Genomic DNA, 18,045 nt, shown 5'->3' on the forward strand with positions numbered 1-18,045 from the left:
AAAACGGGCGCACTGAGGCGCCCGTCGGCGGTTTTGTCAAAACGCTGGGGATTAGAGCATTGAGTCGATAAGGGCCGACATGGTGTCAACCGACATTTCTCCGGAATACTTCTTGCCATTGACGAAGAAGGTGGGGGTGGCCTTGACGCCGAAATCCTTGTCGCCCTTCTGCATCGTTGCCTGCACATCATCCAGAAGTTTCTGGTTCGTCAAGCAGGCCTCGAAGCTCTCCTGTGTAAAACCGGCGAGTTTCGACATCTGCAGCAACGCGTCGCGGCCATTCGGCGCGGCAGCCCACTGTTCCTGCTGCTTGAACAGCATCGAGATCATCGGGAAATACTGACCTTCCGGCGCGCAGCGCGCCAGCATGAAGGCGGCAGCCGCACGCGGATCGAACGGGAATTCGCGCACAACGAAGCGGACCTGGCCGCTATCGACATACTTGGCCTTGATAGCGTCATAGGTTTCGTTGTGGAAACGGGCGCAATGCGGGCAGGTCATCGACATGTACTCGACGATCGTCACCTTGGCGTCGGCCTTGCCGATCGACATTTCCGGCAGCGGGCCCGGAGCCATCAGCTTGGCAATATCGACTTCGCCTTCCGACTGCGGAACCTCGACCTTGGCTGCGGGCACTGCGGCCTGCGCCACCTGCGTCTGGCCGGCCTCAGCCGTTGCCGGCGTTGCAGCCGAAGACATGGTGGAGGATGTCGTCGTGCTATCGACCGGCTTCATGGCTGTATTGGCGGCCATCATCGAACCACCGTCGGCCGGCTTCATCGCCGTGGCAGAAGACATCATGGAGCCGCCGTCAGCAGGCTTGACTTCGGTCTTGGCTGCCGTGTCGGTGCTTTCTGTCGCAGGCGCGCTTGCAGCCGCATACTTCTTCTCGTCGCTGCAGGCGGCGAGCGTCACAGCAATGGCAGCCACGGCAACGCCGCTCAGGAGGCGCTTGAAAGGGCTCAGTTCAGAAAGGGACATGGTTTCACCTGTGTAAGGGGATAAACGAAAACGGTCGAAAATTCGATAACTTGCCTTGTTCAAGGCGACAAGGGGCTGTTGCTCACCAACGTTCAAACAATTGTGACCGGCTGATGATCGCGTTCATTTTTTTCGCGGCGCAAGCACCGCTGTGCCAAGCCGGGTCAGCGCCGCCTTCAGGGCATCATTCTCGATGCCATCGACCAGCGTCTCCAGATGCCGGGCCCGCTCGCCGGTCAAGGGCTTGGGTTTGCGATAGGGTTTTGGCGGGGCCGAGACCGGTTTCTGCACGATGCGCATCTGGCTGATCGCCGGAAAACCGAAGAAGCCGTTGATCCGCTGGATCAATTCGCCCTGCGCATGGGTGAGGAACAGCGCGCGCGCGCCTTCGCAGGCAATCGTCAGCACGCCCGGCTGATAGCCTCCCTCGCCGGTCATCTCGGAGGCACGGCGCGGCCAGGCGATCTTTTCCGGGCGGGTGCAATCGGCAAAGTCCTCGCCGGCGATCTCATCCCAGGAACCGAGCAACAGCGTGTTGATACCGGCGCGCTTGGCAAGCACCGGATCGATCATGCCATTGGCGATCTCGCTGATCTGACGGCCGCCCTTGCGGGTATAAGGTTGTTTCAACAGATATCTTTCAGGTTCCGATTCCGCCTTGAAGGATGGCGAACACTCCCCCAATGATAGACCCCAACCAACCTTCCGGCAAATGATGCAGCAGACAATGAAATCGGCCGATGCGGCCAAACGGCTTCTCTCCTGGTACGACCGGCATCATCGCGACCTGCCCTGGCGCGTCTCGCCGCCGATGGCACGCGATGGCGTGGTCGCAGACCCCTATCACGTCTGGCTGTCGGAGGTGATGCTGCAGCAGACCACCGTGCAGGCGGTCAAACCCTATTTCCACAAGTTCCTGGCGCTCTGGCCGAAGGTGAGCGACCTTGCGTCTGCCGATACCGAGGAAGTGATGAAGGCCTGGGCGGGCCTTGGCTACTATGCCCGCGCGAGAAACCTGAAGAAATGCGCCGAGGCCGTGGCGCGCGAGCATTCCGGCGTGTTTCCCGATACCGAGGACGGATTGAAGGCACTGCCGGGCATTGGCGACTATACCGCCGCCGCCGTCTCTGCCATCGCCTTCAATAAGCAAAGCGCCGTTCTCGATGGCAATGTCGAGCGGGTGATCTCGCGGCTGCACGCGATCGAGACGCCGCTTCCATCAGCAAAGCCGCAGATGCGGGCACTGGTGGCAGAGATGACGCCGGCGGACCGGCCCGGCGATTTCGCGCAAGGGATGATGGATCTCGGCGCGACGATCTGCACGCCGAAACGGCCGGCCTGTGCGCTCTGTCCGCTGAACGAAAACTGTCTGGCCTTGAAGAGGGCCGACCCGGAGACCTTTCCGCGCAAGGCACCGAAGAAGGACAAGCCGTTGCGTGTCGGTGCCGCCTTCGTCGCCAGCGGTGTCGATGGGGCGGTCTATCTACAGAAGCGCGGCGAAACCGGCCTGCTCGGCGGCATGACGGAGGTTCCGGGCACACCATGGACCTCGCGCATCGACGGCGACAACACGATTTCCTCCCAACCTTTTGCCGCGCCGTGGGAACCCTGCGGAACAATCACACATGTTTTTACGCATTTTGAGTTGCGCTTGTCGGTCTATCGGGCCAAGGTCGCGAATGAGAACAAAACAGGAAACGGCTGGTGGGAGCCGCTCGCCTCGCTCGAGGCCCAGGCTCTGCCGACCGTCATGAAAAAAGCAATCGCCCAGGCTATACCGCACGCTTTCAAAGACGGCCTGGGCAGCCCAAAAAACCTAAGGAACAGCTGATGAGCAGCGTCGAAATCCGCCACATCGTCTTCGACATCGGCAGGGTGCTGATTCATTACGATCCGCATATCCCGTTTTCCCGAATCATTCCCGACGATGCCGAACGCAAGTGGTTCTTCGCCAATGTCTGCACCCATGACTGGAACATCGAGCAGGATCGCGGCCGCGGCTGGCGCGAGGCGGAAGAGTTTTTGATCGCGCAGCATCCTGATCATGCCGACAGCATCCGCGCCTTCCGCAAATACTGGCACGAGATGGTGCCGCACGCCTATGTCGAATGCGTCTCGATCATGGAAAGCCTGATCGCCAAGGGCTATGACGTGACCATGCTGACCAATTTTGCGTCTGACACATTCAAGGAAGCGCAGAAGCTGTTTCCCTTCCTGACACTGCCGCGCGGCGTCACCGTTTCCGGCGATATCCGGCTGATCAAGCCGGACGTGGCGATCTATCAGACGCATACGAAGACGTTCGGCCTTGATCCTGCGGCAACGCTGTTCATCGACGACAGCATGCCCAATGTCGAAGGCGCTCGCGCCGCCGGATGGCATGCTGTGCACTTCACCGATCCGCAGACGCTTCAGTCTGACCTTCTCGCCTATGGGCTGACGGTATGACGGCGAGCATCATCATTCCTTTCGATCCCGCAGCCGCTACCGAGCGCTTCCATGCAGCGATCAGCGATCTCGATTTCAAGGCCATCGAAGATTTCTTCGCCGATGACGCAACCTATTCGTCGGGCAAAGTCGGCGGTCTTACGGGACGCGCCGACATCATGACGGCGTTCCGGCGCTATTTTGCCGAATATCCCGACCAGATTGCCGAAGACAGCCTAGTCGAACAAGTCTCCCCGCTCGCGGCCCGGGCGGTCTGGAGCCTGCGCGCCACCAGTACCGCAACCGGAGAACCTCTTGTCCGCCAGGGTGAGGAAACCATCACCTTCAATGATCAAGGCAAGGTCACCAATGTCGATGTCACTGATTTCTGAGGCTCGTTTCCTGGTGCAGGATGCCGGGGGACAGTTCCGGTTCAGCTGTCATTCACGTTGCCGGCGGCATGATGAGCACTCAGAATCCAGCATGGAACGAGGCTCGCATTCCAATGGCACCAATGACGTCACCACATGCCACGACTTCATCCCTTGGACATTCAGCCAACCGCACGTGGATAAAAGCCTGCCGGCAGGGACCATCTGAGCTTTGTGGCACCGGAAACAGAAACGCCCAGGACCATCGCGGGTCCTGGGCGTTTAAGTCTTCTTCCGGGACTGAAGGTACTAAACCGGTCGAAAACTATCTGTGAACGGAATGGCTTGATGCCACGCCGCCAAGCAATTTACGGGCCTGCCCGCGCGCCTCGCGTGGTTGATCACACGGTCGTCCTTGCTCCTGGTCAAACTACCCGGAAGATGGTTAAATTGTTCTAAAAGGCAGCTTTGTCTCCGCTGATTTCAGGTCCTGTTTCTCTGGATTTTCTTGACGGCAACAGGCACGGTCGGCAACAGCATGCCGACTCACATCTCCAAAAATCCTCCACTATTTTGAAACTCATCTTTTCAGAAATTCGTCCTGTCTGCCGACAGGAAAGGCAGCGCACATGAGCGAGAACAGCGACATCTGGAAAACAGCCAAGGCCGGGCACACTGCGGCAGATATGAACTCGGAATGCCCTGCCCGCTGGGTCATCCACTGCATTTGCTGCGAGCAACCGGTCGAGCCTTGGCAGACCACCGGCTATCCGTTCGGCTACTGTGCCAATTGTTTCGAGGTTCTCATGGAGCCGGCCGGGAAATCGTAAACGCCGCGCACCCTTGCGGATCGCGGCGTTTGATACTCCCTTGGCCGGCAGTTGATCAGTTGATCTTGGCCATGCCGCTACGGATCACGGCGCGCAGGTCGTCGATCGGCTTCAGCGACGTGCCGTCGTCATAATGCCAGAAGGTCCAGCCGTTGCAGGCGTCCAACCCTTGCACCTTGGCGCCAAGGCGGTGGATCGAGCCGGCATCGCCGCCGCTTGCCACCGTTCCGTCGGCGCGCACGATGGCGCTGTAGCGGCGCTTGGCGTCGGTCAATACCGTGCCGGGATTGATCATGCCGCTTTCGATCAGCGTGTTGAAGGCGACGCGCGGTTCAGCCTTCTTGCCGGTCATCACCGACAGGGTTGCCTTGCCGAGCGGCTCGACGGCAGCAATCCGCTCGGATGCCGCGTCGATATAGGCCTGCTCGCGTTCGATACCGACGAAATGGCGGCCGAGGCGCTTGGCAACCGCCCCCGTGGTGCCGGAGCCGAAGAACGGATCGAGCACGATTTCGCCCGGCTTGGTCGAGGCCATCAGGATACGGGCAAGCAGAGCTTCCGGCTTCTGGGTCGGATGCGCCTTCTTGCCGTCGTCGCCCTTCAGCCGCTCGCCGCCCGAGCAGATCGGGAACAGCCAGTCGGAGCGCATCTGCACGTCGTCGTTCGACGCCTTCAGGGCATCGTAGTTGAACGTATAGCCCTTGCCCTTGGCGCTGGGGCTTGCCCATATCAGCGTCTCATGGGCGTTCTGGAACCGGCGGCCCTTGAAGTTCGGCATCGGGTTGGTCTTGCGCCAGATGATGTCGTTGAGGATCCAGAAATTCAGGTCCTGCAGGGTGGCGCCGACGCGGAAGATGTTGTGGTAGGATCCGATGACCCAGAGCGTTCCGGTCGGCTTCAGCACGCGACGGCAGGCGAGCAGCCAAGCGCGGGTGAAGGCGTCATAGGCCTCGAAGGACACGAACTGGTCCCATTCGTCATCGACCGCGTCGACCAGCGACTGGTCCGGCCGGTGCAGCGAACCGCCAAGCTGGAGGTTGTATGGCGGGTCGGCGAAGACGACGTCGACGGAGTTGTCGGGAAGCGCCTCAAGAGCGGCGACGCAATCGCCTTTGATGATGGAATCGAGCCAGCCTGCAGGGCTGACGCCGCGGGAGATTTCGGCCAACGAAACAACTGATGACATGGACACTCGCACCTACGCTTACTCGGAACTGATTGCCCTTATGGTTACCGAACTTGGTTACCAAATGCTGAAGGGCGCGGAAAATTTGCGAAATGATACAGCAGGGTAAAAACTCCTGCACCGATGCGGTATCGTGTTTTTATGGACCGAAGCCACGCGATAGAAAGACTGCAGGAGCAGGCCGACACTGTTCGCGGCATGGGTGCCACGGCACTTTTTCTGTTCGGCTCGACGGCTCGAGACGCCGCGTCTACCGCCAGCGATCTCGACCTGTTCATCGACTACGATCAGGCCAGCAAATTTAATGCCTTTGACCTGATCGGTATTAAACTTTTCTTGGAAACGCAGTTGTCCATACCCGTTGACATCACAACCCGGGACGGACTGCATCCGATGCTGAAATCGGGAATCGAACAGTCCGCCGTACAGGTATTTTGATGGTGCGGGAGTTTCGTCATGCACTTGGCGATATGCTTAACGCGATCACCGGTATCGAGCGGGCTACCGCCGGTAAAACGTTCGAAAACTATCAGGGCGACTGGCTTCTCAAGCACGCCGTGCAGCGGGCCATTGAAATCATATCCGAAGCGAGCCGGGCCCCCCGACGACGTTAAGGCAATCCGGCCGGAAGTACCCTGGCCTCAGGTTCGCACAATCGGCAATGTTCTTCGACATGAGTATCACGGATTGTCCGACAGGATTATCTCGGGCGTCGTGATAGATGAACTGCCTGCTCTGAAAGAGGCGGTCCTAGCACTGAACGAAAAATTCAACCTGCCGCGCCATCTCGCCAGAAGAAAGCAACTTTCAAGGCTGCTCTCTTCGGATAATTCCCGGCTGGGCATGCCTATCGCACCTGGGCTTTCGGCATATCATGAAATACCCGGCTGTCCTGTGGCGCCTCGTCCCGCTCTGACATGCCATAGTCGCGGATAACGCTGGCGATGCGCAGGCGATAGTCTGCGAAAGTGCCGTTGCGGCCGGCCTGCTGGGCGGCGCGATGTTCCCGGCCGTTGCGCCAGGTGGCGATCGCCGCCTCGTCGCGCCAAAACGACAAGGAAAGGATCTTGCCCGGCAATTTCAGGCTTTCGAACCGCTCGATCGACAGGAACCCGTCGATCTCGTTGAGCCTGGCGTGAAGTTGGGCTGCAAGATCGAGATAGGCGCTGCGCCGGTCATCGGCTGGCGTCACCTCGAAGATGACGGCGATCAAAACGACACCGCTTCTGCATGTGGCGCCGAGACGTTCTTGAGAAAAATCCGGTCTTCCCTATGGATGAACCGTTCCTTCCTGGCAAACTGATAGTTTTCGACGCCGAGCGGATCGGAGGCAAGGCGTGCACGATAGGCTTCGTAGGCGGCGAGGCTCTCGATATGATAGGCGGCATAGGCTGTGGTGGCCGAGCCCTCATGGGGTGCGAAATAGCCGATCAGGTCGGCGCCGTTGCGCGGGATCGCTTGTCCCCAATTGCGGGCATAAGTGGCAAACTCCTCGCGCTTGAACGGATCGATTTCGTAGCGGATAAAACAGGTGATCATGGGTCTCTCCTTGGGTTGCGGATGTCCCTTTGTGCCAGTTTCAAAGCACCGGATGCTTCGATGACGATCGAAGCATGAGGCCTTGCCGAGGTTCGGTGCCGCGGTTAACATCCGGGCATGAAGGAAGGTCCAGATATTGCCCAGATCGGATCGCTGATCGGCGATCCCGCCCGCGCCAACATGCTGACCGCGCTGACAGGCGGCAAGGCGTTGACGGCGACCGAGCTTGCCGGGACAGCTGGCATCACCCTGCAGACGGCGAGTTCCCACCTGTCGAAGCTGGAAGCCGGCGGCCTGATCACACAGCGAAAACAGGGGCGCCACCGCTATTTCACCCTTGCCGATGACGATGTCGGACTGATGATCGAGGGCCTGATGGGCTTTGCCGCCTATCGTGGCTTTACCCGCCATCGCACCGGCCCCAAGGACCCGGCACTGCGCAAAGCCCGCGTCTGCTACAATCACCTGGCGGGCGATTATGGCGTTCGCATGCTCGACAGTCTGGTGGCGGAAGAAGTGATCGCCGGCGTCGGCGACAAGCTGCATTTGACGCCATCCGGCGAAGACAGGATGACCACGCTCGGCATTGATCTTCCGGCACTAACACGATTGCGCCGCCCGCTCTGCCGTGCCTGCCTCGACTGGAGCGAGCGCCGCTCGCATCTGTCCGGCTCGCTCGGCCAGGCCTTGCTGACGCTGTTTCTCGACAAGGGCTGGGCCAAACGCGAGCCCGACAGCCGGGCCGTTCGCTTCACCGGCACCGGCGAGAAGGAATTCGCAAAGCTCTTTCCCCTGCCTGCACCGTCAGCGGTCGAGCGCCGTCACGACGACACCGTCGAAGCCTGAACCGGCAATACCGGTGCAGAGCGGCGACCATTCGCAACGCTGGCAAGCTTCCCTGATCGAACCATCACCAAACGCCGCACGTATCCGCTGCAGAAAATCTGCGCCGGGAGTGATCGAAGCGCCCGGACCGGCAGGCATCTTGAGCAGTGCCTCTACGGCTTCACTCGCCTTCATATCCCGATCGGTCACGCTCTCGTTAAGACAGTGCCTATCCGGTTCGCCAAGCATCGGCGCGCAGATATCGTCCGGCCCCTCGACCACCAAAATATCCTCGCCCGCAGAAAGACGGGCGGCGATGCGCATGTAGTTGTCGATGAAGGCTTCAGTGTAGCCTTCGCCGACGAAAGTCAGCATGCAAAGCAGATGATGCGGGCGCAGGCGGACGGTCATGAAGGCCTTGGACGGTGGATCAGAACGGGAGCTATAGCTAAACTCCCTAACCCGCCTGCCACCTCTGCACAACATGTTCGTCTTTTTCTAACGGCCAACCGCTTCTGACATCGAAACGCTCCCCGAGCATACCAGCTACCCGCTTCGCGCAGTTGAGCTTTGAGGCGGCATCGTGTAAACGGCCAGCATCTCCCCGAAGGATTCTCCCGGCATGACCAGCATTGATCTCATCATCTTCGACTGCGACGGCGTTCTCGTCGATTCAGAAATCATCGCCAGCGAAGTCGAAGCCGAGCTTCTGACGGAATCGGGCTATCCGATCAGCACCGAGGAAATGGCCGAACGCTTTGCCGGCATGACCTGGCACAACACATTGCTTGCCATCGAGAAGGAAGCCGATATCCCGTTTTCAGCCTCGATGCTGACCAAGGTTGAAACCATCCTCGACAAGCGGCTGGCTGATGACCTCAACATCATCGACGGCGTCAAGCCCATGCTGACGCAGATCAAGCTGCCGCATTGCATCTGCTCGAACTCGACTTCGGCGCGGCTCTCCTCGATGCTGGCCAAGGTCGGCATCAAGGATCATTTCGGCAAGCATATCTATTCCGCCCGCGATCTCGGCGAAGACAAGGTCAAGCCGAAGCCGGACATTTTCCTGCACGGCGCAAAGCAGTTCGGCGTCCATCCGTCGCGCGTTCTGGTGATCGAGGATTCCGTCCACGGCATCCACGGCGCCATCGCCGCCGGCATGCGCGTCGTCGGCTTCACCGGCGCATCGCACACCTATCCGTCGCATGCAGACAAGTTGACGGAAGCCGGCGCCGAAACGGTGATTTCGCGCATGAGCGCGCTCTCGGGCGTCATCGCCGCGCTATCGGATTGGTCGGAAACGCTGACGGCGTGAGGTGACCTTACCTCGCCCATTACGGGAGAGGATACAAAATCAACATCTTAGCTTCAGCACAATGTTAGAATTTGTTGGTGAGGGCCTTTGGCGGCTCGCAATCAGCCCTCTTCTTCTTGGCCGCCGCCGCCCATCCGCTTCTGAGGGTCGCTTTACACGATATCGCATATGATATCAGAATAAGGCAATGATCGTCGTTGATGCGAATGTCATGCTTTCGGCTTTCCGCTCCGCAAACGGGGCTTCGCACCTCCTTGTTCGCAAGATGATCAGCGGAGACGTTTCATTTTCCGTTTCACCCGCCGTTGCGCTTGAATATGAAGATGTTTTGAAACGGCCCGGGATTTTAGGCGAAAAAGCGTGGCTCAGTCATAGTGAAATCGATGCCGTTCTCGATGCTGTTTTCGCTCGCGCCAAATTGGTGTCTCCCTGGTTTCGGTTCAGGCCATTTCTGAACGATCCCAAAGACGACCTATATAGAATGCGCTCTTGCCGCCAACGCCGATACCATTGTCAGCAGCGACAGGCATTTTCAGCATCCGGCGGTCGAAGCATTCGGTTTGAAAGTTATCAGAGCAGGTGAATTCGTCGCCGAGGTGACGAAAAGGAGATCAACATGAGCACATATCCTTTGCGGCTTGCAGATCATGTGATGGAAGAAGCAAAACAGGTTGCGGCTGAGGACAATGTATCGCTGAACCAGTTGCTATCGGCGTTCATAGCCGACGGAATCGGACATCGCCGCGCGATCATGAAACTGAAGAAACGAGCTGATCGCGGAAACGCTGATGCTGCTCTCGCCATCCTCGATTGCACTCCGAATGTAAAGCCCGATGCTGGCGATGAGCTCGTCGAAGACTTAGGGCCGAAGACGTAGGCAGGCTCACCCCGAAAGGCAACTCTCAGCCGCCGCAGTGAGAAACAAAGCACAGTAAATTTCCCATGCGTCTCTGTAAGGCACACGAGATTGCGCCAGACAAAAAACCGGCGCGAAACCTCGCACCGGTTTTTTCAATTAGGCGAAAGATCCCGCTTATTTCTTCTTCTTGCCTGCAGCTTTGCCTTCGTCGAAGCCGACGTAGATCTTGGCGAAGTCGCCAGCGCCGCCGGGCAGTGCGATGTCGGTCTTGGTGAAGATGAACTGGGTGGTGCCTATGCCCGTCGGCACTTCGACTGGGTACTGCGTCACTTCCGAATAGAGCGTGTTCTTTCCGTCGGTCGCAGCAACCCGGATCGGCAGGTTGACGGTTCCCGCTCCACCCGCGGGACCGGCAACGACGCGACCCTGCACGACAACAGTCATCACCAGCTGGCTCTCGTTCTGCACGCATTGGCGTGTCGTGTCGGCGAGCGACGCCTGATAGACGATCTTGGTCGGGTCGTCCTTGGCGCCCTTGGCGTAGCTGCGGTAGGTGGCGGTTCCATCGAGCAGATAGACCTGCGGGCACGTGCCCTGGATGACGGCAGGGGTCGGCGCTGCGGCGCTGCCGCCGGCGTCGATCGCGCCGCCTGTGTCTGTTTTGTTGCAGCCCGCGATGACCACGAGAAGTGAAATTCCGAGAAGACGGATGGAAACTTTACCAAACACCTGACTTGACCCCCTGCCTTGCACAATGTGATGCCGCAGGCGTGACTGACCGTAAAATAAGGTATTTTTCGGTTTTCAGCCCGGCAACTTGAGCCTTTCAAGACCCTTGGCGATGGTCTATAGCAGCGACGCATTGAAAAATCGATTGGAGTCTGAAGCCGGAACGCCAATTTTTCAGGACGCGCTGAATTGGCCGGTTACAGACGAAAGTCCGATATTTCCGTCAGCTTTGCCAAGGGTTGACGCAAAAAGAACCGCGGTTCCCACCCGGTTCGACTACCAAGTGCTACAGCGGCCTTTGCGCGTCACGAAATGACGCGCGGCGCTGTAGGGTGCCGCTCAATTCCCGCCGCAACGTCTGCGGCAGCAAACAGACGACGAAGGATGGTCACGGTGAAGTATATCTCGACGCGGGGCGAAGCCCCTTCGCTGGGTTTTTGCGATGCGCTTCTGGCTGGTCTCGGCCGCGACGGCGGCCTGTATTTGCCGGCGGAATGGCCAAGCTTCACCAAGAAGGAAATCCGGGCGATGCGCGGAAAATCCTACCAGGAGATCGCGTTTACCGTCCTCACCCCCTTCATTGACGGCGAAATCCCCGACGACAAGTTCCGCGAGATGATCGACGAAGCCTATGCGACCTTCCGTCATCCGGCGATCGCTCCGATTGTCCAGACCGGCCCGAACGCCTTCATCATGGAGCTTTTCCACGGCTCGACGCTCGCCTTCAAGGACGTGGCGATGCAGCTGCTCGGGCGGCTGATGGATTATGTGCTCACCGAACGCAACGAGCGCGCCACCATCGTCGGCGCCACCTCGGGCGATACCGGCGGCGCTGCCATCGACGCCTTTGCCGGGCGTGACCGCACCGACATCTTCATCCTCTTCCCACATGGCAAGGTCTCGCCGGTGCAGCAGCGCCAGATGACCACATCGACGGCCAGCAATGTCCATGCGGTGGCAATCAACGGCAATTTCGACGACTGCCAGAGCCTCGTCAAAGAAATGTTCAACGATGTTGCATTCCGCGACAGCGTGGCGCTGTCCGGCGTCAACTCGATCAACTGGGCCCGCATCATGGCTCAGATCGTCTATTATTTTACCACGGCGTTGGCGCTCGGCGGCCCGGACCGGATGGTTTCCTTCACGGTTCCGACCGGCAATTTCGGCGATATCTTTGCAGGTTACGTGGCGCGCCAGATGGGCCTGCCGATCGACAAGCTGGTCGTCGCCACCAACGAGAACGACATTGTCGCCCGCACGCTGGAGACCGGCCGCTACGAGATGCGCGACGTCAAGGCGACCACCTCGCCGTCAATGGACATCCAGATTTCTTCCAATTTCGAACGGCTGCTGTTTGAGGTCTATGATCGCGACGCCTCCAAGGTGCGCGGCGCCATGGCCAACCTAAAACAGTCCGGCTCCTTCGAAATCGAGGACGATGCGCTGAAATCGATCCGCAAGGTGTTCCGCGCGGGCCGCGCCACCGAGAAGGATGTGGCCAAAACCATCGCCAAGACGCTGGAGACCACCGGCTACCTTCTCGACCCGCATACGGCCATCGGCGTCTTCGTTGCCAACAAGCATGAAACCTCGAGCGTGCCGATGGTGACGCTTGCCACCGCGCATCCGGCGAAATTCCCGGCTGCAGTAAAATCGGCCAGTGGTATTGACCCGGCGCTTCCAACGTGGCTTGCTAATCTGATGGTCAGGGAGGAGCGTTTCGACGTTCTTGACGCCGAGCTAAAAGCTGTTGAAACCTTTATCAACGAGCGGGCCCGCATCCGGAAATAAGGACGCAGAAAGACGTATGATGAAAGTTGAGTGCACCCGGCTACAATCCGGGTTGACGGTCGTCACCGAGAACATGCCGCATCTTGAAAGCGTCGCCCTCGGGGTCTGGATCAAATCCGGTTCACGCGATGAAACCACGGACGAGCACGGAATTGCCCATCTGCTGGAACATATGGCGTTTAAAGGTACCGCACGGCGAACAGCCCGCGATATTGCCGAACAGATCGAAAATGTCGGCGGCGAAGTCAACGCCGCAACATCAACGGAAACCACCTCCTACTACGCCCGTATTCTAGAGGGCGATGTTCCGCTCGCTGTCGATATTCTCGCCGACATCCTGACGGAATCCTCTTTCGACGAGGACGAGCTGCAGCGCGAAAAGCAGGTCATCCTGCAGGAAATCGGCGCCGCCAACGACACGCCCGACGATGTCGTCTTTGACAAGTTCGCCGAAACCGCCTTTGCCAACCAGACGATCGGCCGCCCGATCCTGGGCACGCCGGACACGGTTTTGTCCTTCACACCTCAGCAGATCCGCACCTATCTCGACCGCAACTACACCACCGATCGCATGTTCGTCGTCGGGGCCGGTGCGATCGATCATAATAGCTTTGTGCGACAGGTTGAAGACCGGTTTTCCAGCCTGCCGCAAAAGCCGGCAGCATCTCCGGTCGCCGATGTCGCCCATTATACCGGCGGCGATGTGCGCGAAAGCCGCGACCTGATGGACGCGCAGGTGCTGCTCGGCTTCGAGGGTAAGGCCTATCACGCCCGCGATTTCTACTGTTCGCAGATCCTTGCCAATATACTCGGCGGCGGCATGTCGTCCCGGCTGTTCCAGGAAGTGCGCGAGCATCGCGGTCTGTGCTATTCGGTCTATGCCTTCCATTGGGGCTTTTCCGACACCGGCATTTTCGGCGTTCATGCGGCAACCGGCGGCGAAAACCTGCCGGAACTGATGCCGGTCATCATCGATGAACTGCGCAAGTCGTCGATGAACATCGAACAGCAGGAAATCGACCGTGCCCGGGCGCAGATCCGTGCCCAGCTTTTGATGGGCCAGGAAAGCCCGGCAGCGCGTGCCGGCCAGATCGCCCGCCAGATGATGCTCTACGGCCGCCCGATCCCCAACGAGGAGCTGATGGAACGCCTGTCCGGCATCACCGTCGAGCGCCTGACCGATCTTGCCGGCCGGCTGTTCTTCGATACCGTGCCGACACTCTCGGCCATCGGTCCGGTCGAAAAGCTGGCGCCGATGGACGATATCCTTGGCGCTCTTTCCAACAAGGCTGTCCGGGCTCGGGCTGCCAACGGCTAGCTTTTTTTCGTATGAGCGACCTCCGGGCGTTCGTCGAGCGCCCGGCACTCTCGCATATGGTCTCAACCCATCCGCTGCGGAGGCTTCTATGACACGATCGGTCTTTCGGTTTCTGTCACGGCAGCCGGACCCGATCGAGATTGGCAATGCGACGCATGTGCTGCGCCTACCGAAATCAACCGATTACCGCCAATGGTATCAGCTGCGCAGCGAAAGCCGCGCCTTTCTCGAACCCTGGGAGCCGACCTGGCGTGCCGACGAGATGACAGAGAGTGCGTTTCGCACCCGCGTCATCCGCAACGAACAGGAATTTTCCTCCGGCCAGGCGGTGCCGCTCTTCATCATTTCACGCGACGGCGACCAGCTGATCGGCGGCCTGACCGTCGGCTATATCCGCCGGGGTGCCGCCCAATGCTGCATGATCGGCTACTGGATGGGCGAGCGATATGCCGGCAAGGGACACATGGCACAGGCCGTTAAACTGGCTATTCCCTATATCTTTTCGAGCCTTCAGTTGCACCGTATTGAAGCAGCCTGTATTCCCGAGAACCACAGAAGCATCCGGCTCCTTGAAAAGGCCGGGTTTCAGCGCGAAGGCTACTTGCGGGAATACCTGAAAATCAACGGGCAATGGCGGGATCACCTGATGTTCTCGCTGCTCTCGCAGGACAGCATGCAACATAAGAATTCGAGTGATTGATGTTTTTGACCCGCCTGCCACGTCACCCGTCAGCACGAAGGCTCTTGGCGCTTCTCACCGCCATGATGATCGCGTTCTGCCTGATCGGTAGCGGCGCGGCGCTCGCGACCGAACCCGTCAAGATTTCACGCGAGGACACCGCACTCGATCTGACGGCGACGACGGAAATCTACACCGGCCGCGGCGAAGCCTTCCAGGTCTCGACAGCGCCTGGCACAGACGGCATCGTGCGTCGCATCGAAGTGCGCTCCAGCGCCGAAAACCACCAGGGCGACTGGGCTGTGTTTGCGCTTGCCAACGTTTCGGAAGAGCAGCTGGAGCGCGTCATCGTCGCCCCGCATTTCCGTTTGGTGAATTCAAAACTGTTCTGGCCGGACCTCGGATCGCAGCGCATCCTGTCGATCACCCCTAGCGAAGGCTTTGCGCTCGACCGCCAGCCGAGCGACGAGGCCGACGTGTTCCGCATCACGCTCAACCCCGGCTCGGTCATCACCTTCGTCGCCGAACTCGCCGGTCCCGACCTGCCGCAGATCTACCTCTGGGAGCCGGACGCCTACAAGGACACGGTTAACGCTTTCACACTCTATCGCGGCATCGTGCTGGGCATTGCCGGCCTGCTTGCGGTGTTCCTGACCATCCTATTCGTCGTCAAGGGAACCTCGATGCTGCCCGCGACGGCAGCGCTCGCCTGGGCGGTGCTGGCCTATATCTGTGTCGATTTCGGCTTCCTGTCGAAGCTGATCTCGATCACCGCCGGCGATGAGCGCATATGGCGCGCAGGCAGCGAGGTGTTTCTCGCCGCCGGGCTGGTGATCTTTCTGTTCACCTATCTCAACCTCAACCGGTGGCACCAGCATTTGAGCTACGCGACGCTCGCCTGGATCCTCGGCCTTGGCCTCTTGTTCGGCGTGGCGATCTATGACCCTGCCATCGCCTCCGGTATCGCCCGCCTCTCCTTCGCGCTGACCGGCACGGCCGGGATCGTGCTGATCGCCTATCTCGGGTTCAACCGCTACGACCGCGCCATCCTGCTTGTGCCCGCCTGGCTTCTGATCCTCGTCTGGCTGTTCGGCGCCTGGCTGACCGTCACCGGCCAGCTGGCCAATGACATCGTCCAGCCGGCGCTTGGCGGCGGCCTGGTGCTGATCGTGCTTTTGATCGGCTTTACGGTGATGCAGCATGCCTTTGCCGGCGGCGCCTATAGCCAGGGGCTGTTTTCCGACCTCGAGCGCCAGTCGCTGGCACTGACCGGTTCCGGCGATACCGTTTGGGACTGGGACGTGGCACGCGACCGTGTCGTGACCATTCCCGACATCTCTGCCCAGCTTGGCCTTTCGCCGGGAACGATGCACGGCGCCGCCCGCAACTGGTTACCGCGCCTGCATCCCGATGACCGCGACCGGTTTCGCGCCACCCTGGACGTGCTTCTGGAACACCGCAAGGGACGGCTGAACCACGAGTTCCGCGTTCGCGCCGAAGACGGCCATTATCACTGGCTGTCGATCCGCGCCCGGCCGGTGCTTGGCGCCAACGGCGAAATCATCCGCTGCGTCGGCACCATTGTCGATGTTACCGAGCAGAAGAATTCCATCGACCGGCTGCTGCACAACGCGCTCAACGACAACCTGACCGGGTTGCCGAACCGGCAGATCTTCCTCGACCGGCTGCAATCGCTTCTGTCGCTGGCGCCCGGCTCGACTACCGTGCGCCCCACCGTCATCACTATCGACATCGACCGCTACAAGCACGTCAATGACATGCTGGGCATCGCTGCCGGCGACAATATCCTGGTCGCGCTCACCCGCCGCCTGCGGCGGCTGGTGAAACCGCAGGACACGCTGGCGCGTCTCGGCGGCGACGAATTCGGGCTGATCCTGATGTCCGAGCGCGATACCGCCAAGGTCGCCGATTTCGCCGATGCCGTTTCGAAGGCAATCATGGTGCCGCTCAATTTCGGCAATCGCGAAATCAACCTGACGGCTTCGATCGGCCTCGTCTCCTGGGTCGACCAACAGGAAAATGCCGCAGGCCTGCTCGACGATGCCGAACTGGCGATGTTCCGCGCCAAGAAGGCCGGCGGCAATCGCGTCGAGCCTTTCCGCCCGGCCTTCCGAGCCTCCGGCACCGATCGCTTGCAGCTTGAAACAGATCTGCGCCGCGCCATCGAGCGCAAGGAGCTAAGCCTCGTCTACCAGCCGATCGTGCGCCTGGTGGATGCCGAGATCGCCGGCTTTGAAGCGCTGATGCGCTGGGAGCATCCCAAGCGCGGCAGTATTTCGCCGTCGGAATTCATCCCGATCGCCGAAAACTCCGATCTCATCAACGAATTGGGTATGTTCGCCTTCGAAAGGGCCACCAGCGACCTGACCGAATGGCAGATCCAGACCGGCGACCTGCCGATCTTTGTTTCCGTCAACCTGTCGAGTGCGCAGCTGCTCAACAACGACCTCTATGACGATATCCGCGCGGTGTTGAACAAGAACCATTGTGATCCGCGCAAGGTGAAGGTGGAACTGACCGAATCCGTGGTGATGGAAAACCCGGAACAGGCGCGTCTTGTGCTGGAAAAACTGAAGGATGCGGGCCTGAAGCTGGCGCTCGACGATTTCGGCACCGGCCATTCGTCGCTGGCCTACCTCACCCGCTTTCCATTCGACACGATCAAGATCGACAAGTCACTGGTCAGGGACCCCAGCGACAAGCGCTCGATCCTCTTGCGCTCCGTCATCACCATGGCGCGCGAACTCGAGATGCAGGTTGTGGCCGAAGGCATCGAATCCGAGGAAGACGCCATCCAGCTCGCCCAGATGGGTTGCGATTTCGGCCAGAGCTTCCTGTTCGGCCCACCCATCGGCTCGGAATCGATCCAGCGGCTGCTGAAGGAGCGATTTCCGTTGATGAAGCGGGCGTGAGTGGAGTTTTCAATATCATCTAGCGAATGCCAGCGGCGACTGCTTTTGGCCGATATTGTTGAAAAAGTCCCGAGCGGTGCCATCGGAGCCGTTTCGCCCAGCGACCATTGGAATGAGATTCCCGTGGCCGCATACAGGGCGAATTGTTTCGCGCCAAAATGACAACGACCGTGACGTAACGCATTTTCATTCCGGCTGGCATAAGGCGACAATCGACGCGGCGAGTTTTTCGACAATATCGGCCCGAAGCGGTCCTTAC

General features: G+C 59.7%; 22 protein-coding genes. 15 read left to right on the forward strand and 7 right to left on the reverse strand.

What is annotated here, in order from left to right; all coding sequences use genetic code 11:
• Positions 1-51: 51 nt before the first annotated feature.
• Both ACP7E0_RS11485 and ACP7E0_RS11490 read right to left on the reverse strand, forming a co-directional pair.
• Entirely contained in the window at positions 52-981 is a 930-nt protein-coding gene (locus tag ACP7E0_RS11485) for a DsbA family protein (protein WP_426124998.1), read from the reverse strand.
• Between the two features lie 123 nt (positions 982-1,104).
• A complete protein-coding gene (locus ACP7E0_RS11490) occupies positions 1,105-1,611 on the reverse strand; it encodes a DUF721 domain-containing protein (RefSeq protein WP_426125000.1) in 507 nt (168 codons plus the stop codon).
• Positions 1,612-1,693: 82 nt separating this feature from the next.
• Between ACP7E0_RS11490 and mutY the strand changes: the two genes are divergently transcribed.
• The 4 genes from mutY to ACP7E0_RS11510 all read left to right on the forward strand — a co-directional run bounded on the left by mutY (position 1,694) and on the right by ACP7E0_RS11510 (position 4,609).
• Positions 1,694-2,812, forward strand: a complete 1,119-nt coding sequence (gene mutY, locus ACP7E0_RS11495) for an A/G-specific adenine glycosylase (protein ID WP_426125002.1) — start codon at positions 1,694-1,696, stop codon at positions 2,810-2,812.
• Positions 2,812-3,429, forward strand: coding sequence for an HAD family hydrolase (locus tag ACP7E0_RS11500; RefSeq protein ID WP_426125004.1), 618 nt, complete (start codon positions 2,812-2,814; stop codon positions 3,427-3,429). The genes mutY and ACP7E0_RS11500 overlap by 1 nt, the downstream gene beginning before the upstream one ends.
• Before the next feature lie 14 nt (positions 3,430-3,443).
• A complete protein-coding gene (locus tag ACP7E0_RS11505) occupies positions 3,444-3,800 on the forward strand; it encodes a nuclear transport factor 2 family protein (protein ID WP_426125317.1) in 357 nt (118 codons plus the stop codon).
• A gap of 608 nt (positions 3,801-4,408) precedes the next feature.
• On the forward strand, positions 4,409-4,609 hold the full coding sequence (locus tag ACP7E0_RS11510) for a hypothetical protein (RefSeq protein ID WP_426125006.1): 201 nt from the start codon (positions 4,409-4,411) through the stop codon (positions 4,607-4,609).
• Between the two features lie 55 nt (positions 4,610-4,664).
• On the opposite strand, the gene ACP7E0_RS11515 is transcribed toward ACP7E0_RS11510, so the two are convergent.
• Positions 4,665-5,795 carry a site-specific DNA-methyltransferase gene (locus tag ACP7E0_RS11515; RefSeq protein ID WP_426125008.1) on the reverse strand — a complete coding sequence of 377 codons (1,131 nt, stop codon included), beginning with the start codon at positions 5,793-5,795 and terminating at the stop codon, positions 4,665-4,667.
• 141 nt (positions 5,796-5,936) lie between these two features.
• Here ACP7E0_RS11515 and ACP7E0_RS11520 point away from each other — a divergent pair, with 141 nt between their 5' ends.
• Genes ACP7E0_RS11520 through ACP7E0_RS11530 form a run of 3 tightly spaced genes read left to right on the forward strand, consistent with a single transcriptional unit; the run spans position 5,937 to position 6,731 of the window.
• On the forward strand, positions 5,937-6,233 hold the full coding sequence (locus ACP7E0_RS11520; protein ID WP_426125010.1) for a nucleotidyltransferase family protein: 297 nt from the start codon (positions 5,937-5,939) through the stop codon (positions 6,231-6,233).
• Between the two features lie 32 nt (positions 6,234-6,265).
• Positions 6,266-6,409 (forward strand): HepT-like ribonuclease domain-containing protein, encoded by a 144-nt coding sequence (locus ACP7E0_RS11525; protein WP_426125318.1) that lies wholly within the window; start codon positions 6,266-6,268, stop codon positions 6,407-6,409.
• Positions 6,366-6,731, forward strand: a complete 366-nt coding sequence (locus tag ACP7E0_RS11530; protein WP_426125012.1) for a DUF86 domain-containing protein — start codon at positions 6,366-6,368, stop codon at positions 6,729-6,731. The genes ACP7E0_RS11525 and ACP7E0_RS11530 overlap by 44 nt, the downstream gene beginning before the upstream one ends.
• Here the strand turns inward: ACP7E0_RS11530 and ACP7E0_RS11535 are convergent.
• Together ACP7E0_RS11535 and ACP7E0_RS11540 are read right to left on the reverse strand one after the other, a co-directional pair.
• On the reverse strand, positions 6,643-7,008 hold the full coding sequence (locus tag ACP7E0_RS11535; RefSeq protein ID WP_426125014.1) for an antibiotic biosynthesis monooxygenase family protein: 366 nt from the start codon (positions 7,006-7,008) through the stop codon (positions 6,643-6,645). The genes ACP7E0_RS11530 and ACP7E0_RS11535 overlap by 89 nt on opposite strands.
• Positions 7,005-7,334, reverse strand: a complete 330-nt coding sequence (locus ACP7E0_RS11540) for an NIPSNAP family protein (RefSeq protein ID WP_426125016.1) — start codon at positions 7,332-7,334, stop codon at positions 7,005-7,007. The genes ACP7E0_RS11535 and ACP7E0_RS11540 overlap by 4 nt, the downstream gene beginning before the upstream one ends.
• Before the next feature lie 117 nt (positions 7,335-7,451).
• On the opposite strand from ACP7E0_RS11540, the gene ACP7E0_RS11545 reads away from it, so the two are divergent.
• Positions 7,452-8,180, forward strand: a complete 729-nt coding sequence (locus ACP7E0_RS11545) for an ArsR/SmtB family transcription factor (protein ID WP_426125018.1) — start codon at positions 7,452-7,454, stop codon at positions 8,178-8,180.
• Here the strand turns inward: ACP7E0_RS11545 and ACP7E0_RS11550 are convergent.
• Entirely contained in the window at positions 8,139-8,570 is a 432-nt protein-coding gene (locus ACP7E0_RS11550) for a DUF1284 domain-containing protein (protein ID WP_426125020.1), read from the reverse strand. The two genes, ACP7E0_RS11545 and ACP7E0_RS11550, sit on opposite strands and share 42 nt — an antisense overlap.
• Before the next feature lie 211 nt (positions 8,571-8,781).
• Between ACP7E0_RS11550 and ACP7E0_RS11555 the strand changes: the two genes are divergently transcribed.
• The 3 genes from ACP7E0_RS11555 to ACP7E0_RS11565 all read left to right on the forward strand — a co-directional run bounded on the left by ACP7E0_RS11555 (position 8,782) and on the right by ACP7E0_RS11565 (position 10,354).
• Positions 8,782-9,477: an HAD family hydrolase gene (locus ACP7E0_RS11555; protein WP_426125022.1), complete on the forward strand. Its 696-nt coding sequence runs from the start codon at positions 8,782-8,784 to the stop codon at positions 9,475-9,477.
• A 187-nt stretch (positions 9,478-9,664) separates the two neighbouring features.
• Complete coding sequence (locus ACP7E0_RS11560) at positions 9,665-10,060, forward strand: PIN domain-containing protein (protein ID WP_426125023.1); 396 nt, start codon at positions 9,665-9,667, stop codon at positions 10,058-10,060.
• A gap of 33 nt (positions 10,061-10,093) precedes the next feature.
• Positions 10,094-10,354 (forward strand): hypothetical protein, encoded by a 261-nt coding sequence (locus tag ACP7E0_RS11565; RefSeq protein WP_426125025.1) that lies wholly within the window; start codon positions 10,094-10,096, stop codon positions 10,352-10,354.
• Positions 10,355-10,510: 156 nt separating this feature from the next.
• Here the strand turns inward: ACP7E0_RS11565 and ACP7E0_RS11570 are convergent, their stop codons facing one another.
• Positions 10,511-11,065: a hypothetical protein gene (locus ACP7E0_RS11570; protein ID WP_426125026.1), complete on the reverse strand. Its 555-nt coding sequence runs from the start codon at positions 11,063-11,065 to the stop codon at positions 10,511-10,513.
• A 384-nt stretch (positions 11,066-11,449) separates the two neighbouring features.
• On the opposite strand from ACP7E0_RS11570, the gene thrC reads away from it, so the two are divergent.
• The 4 genes from thrC (at position 11,450) to ACP7E0_RS11590 (ending at position 17,786) form a co-directional block, all read left to right on the forward strand.
• A complete protein-coding gene (thrC, locus tag ACP7E0_RS11575) occupies positions 11,450-12,856 on the forward strand; it encodes a threonine synthase (protein ID WP_426125028.1) in 1,407 nt (468 codons plus the stop codon).
• Positions 12,857-12,872: 16 nt separating this feature from the next.
• Positions 12,873-14,174, forward strand: coding sequence for a M16 family metallopeptidase (locus tag ACP7E0_RS11580; RefSeq protein WP_426125029.1), 1,302 nt, complete (start codon positions 12,873-12,875; stop codon positions 14,172-14,174).
• 88 nt (positions 14,175-14,262) lie between these two features.
• Complete coding sequence (locus ACP7E0_RS11585) at positions 14,263-14,874, forward strand: GNAT family N-acetyltransferase (RefSeq protein ID WP_426125030.1); 612 nt, start codon at positions 14,263-14,265, stop codon at positions 14,872-14,874.
• Positions 14,874-17,786: an EAL domain-containing protein gene (locus ACP7E0_RS11590; RefSeq protein ID WP_426125032.1), complete on the forward strand. Its 2,913-nt coding sequence runs from the start codon at positions 14,874-14,876 to the stop codon at positions 17,784-17,786. Before ACP7E0_RS11585 ends, ACP7E0_RS11590 begins: the two co-directional genes overlap by 1 nt.
• Positions 17,787-18,045: the final 259 nt, after the last annotated feature.

Origin of the sequence: Pararhizobium sp. PWRC1-1, assembly GCF_049897905.1 — a bacterium.
GTDB lineage: Bacteria > Pseudomonadota > Alphaproteobacteria > Rhizobiales > Rhizobiaceae > Pararhizobium.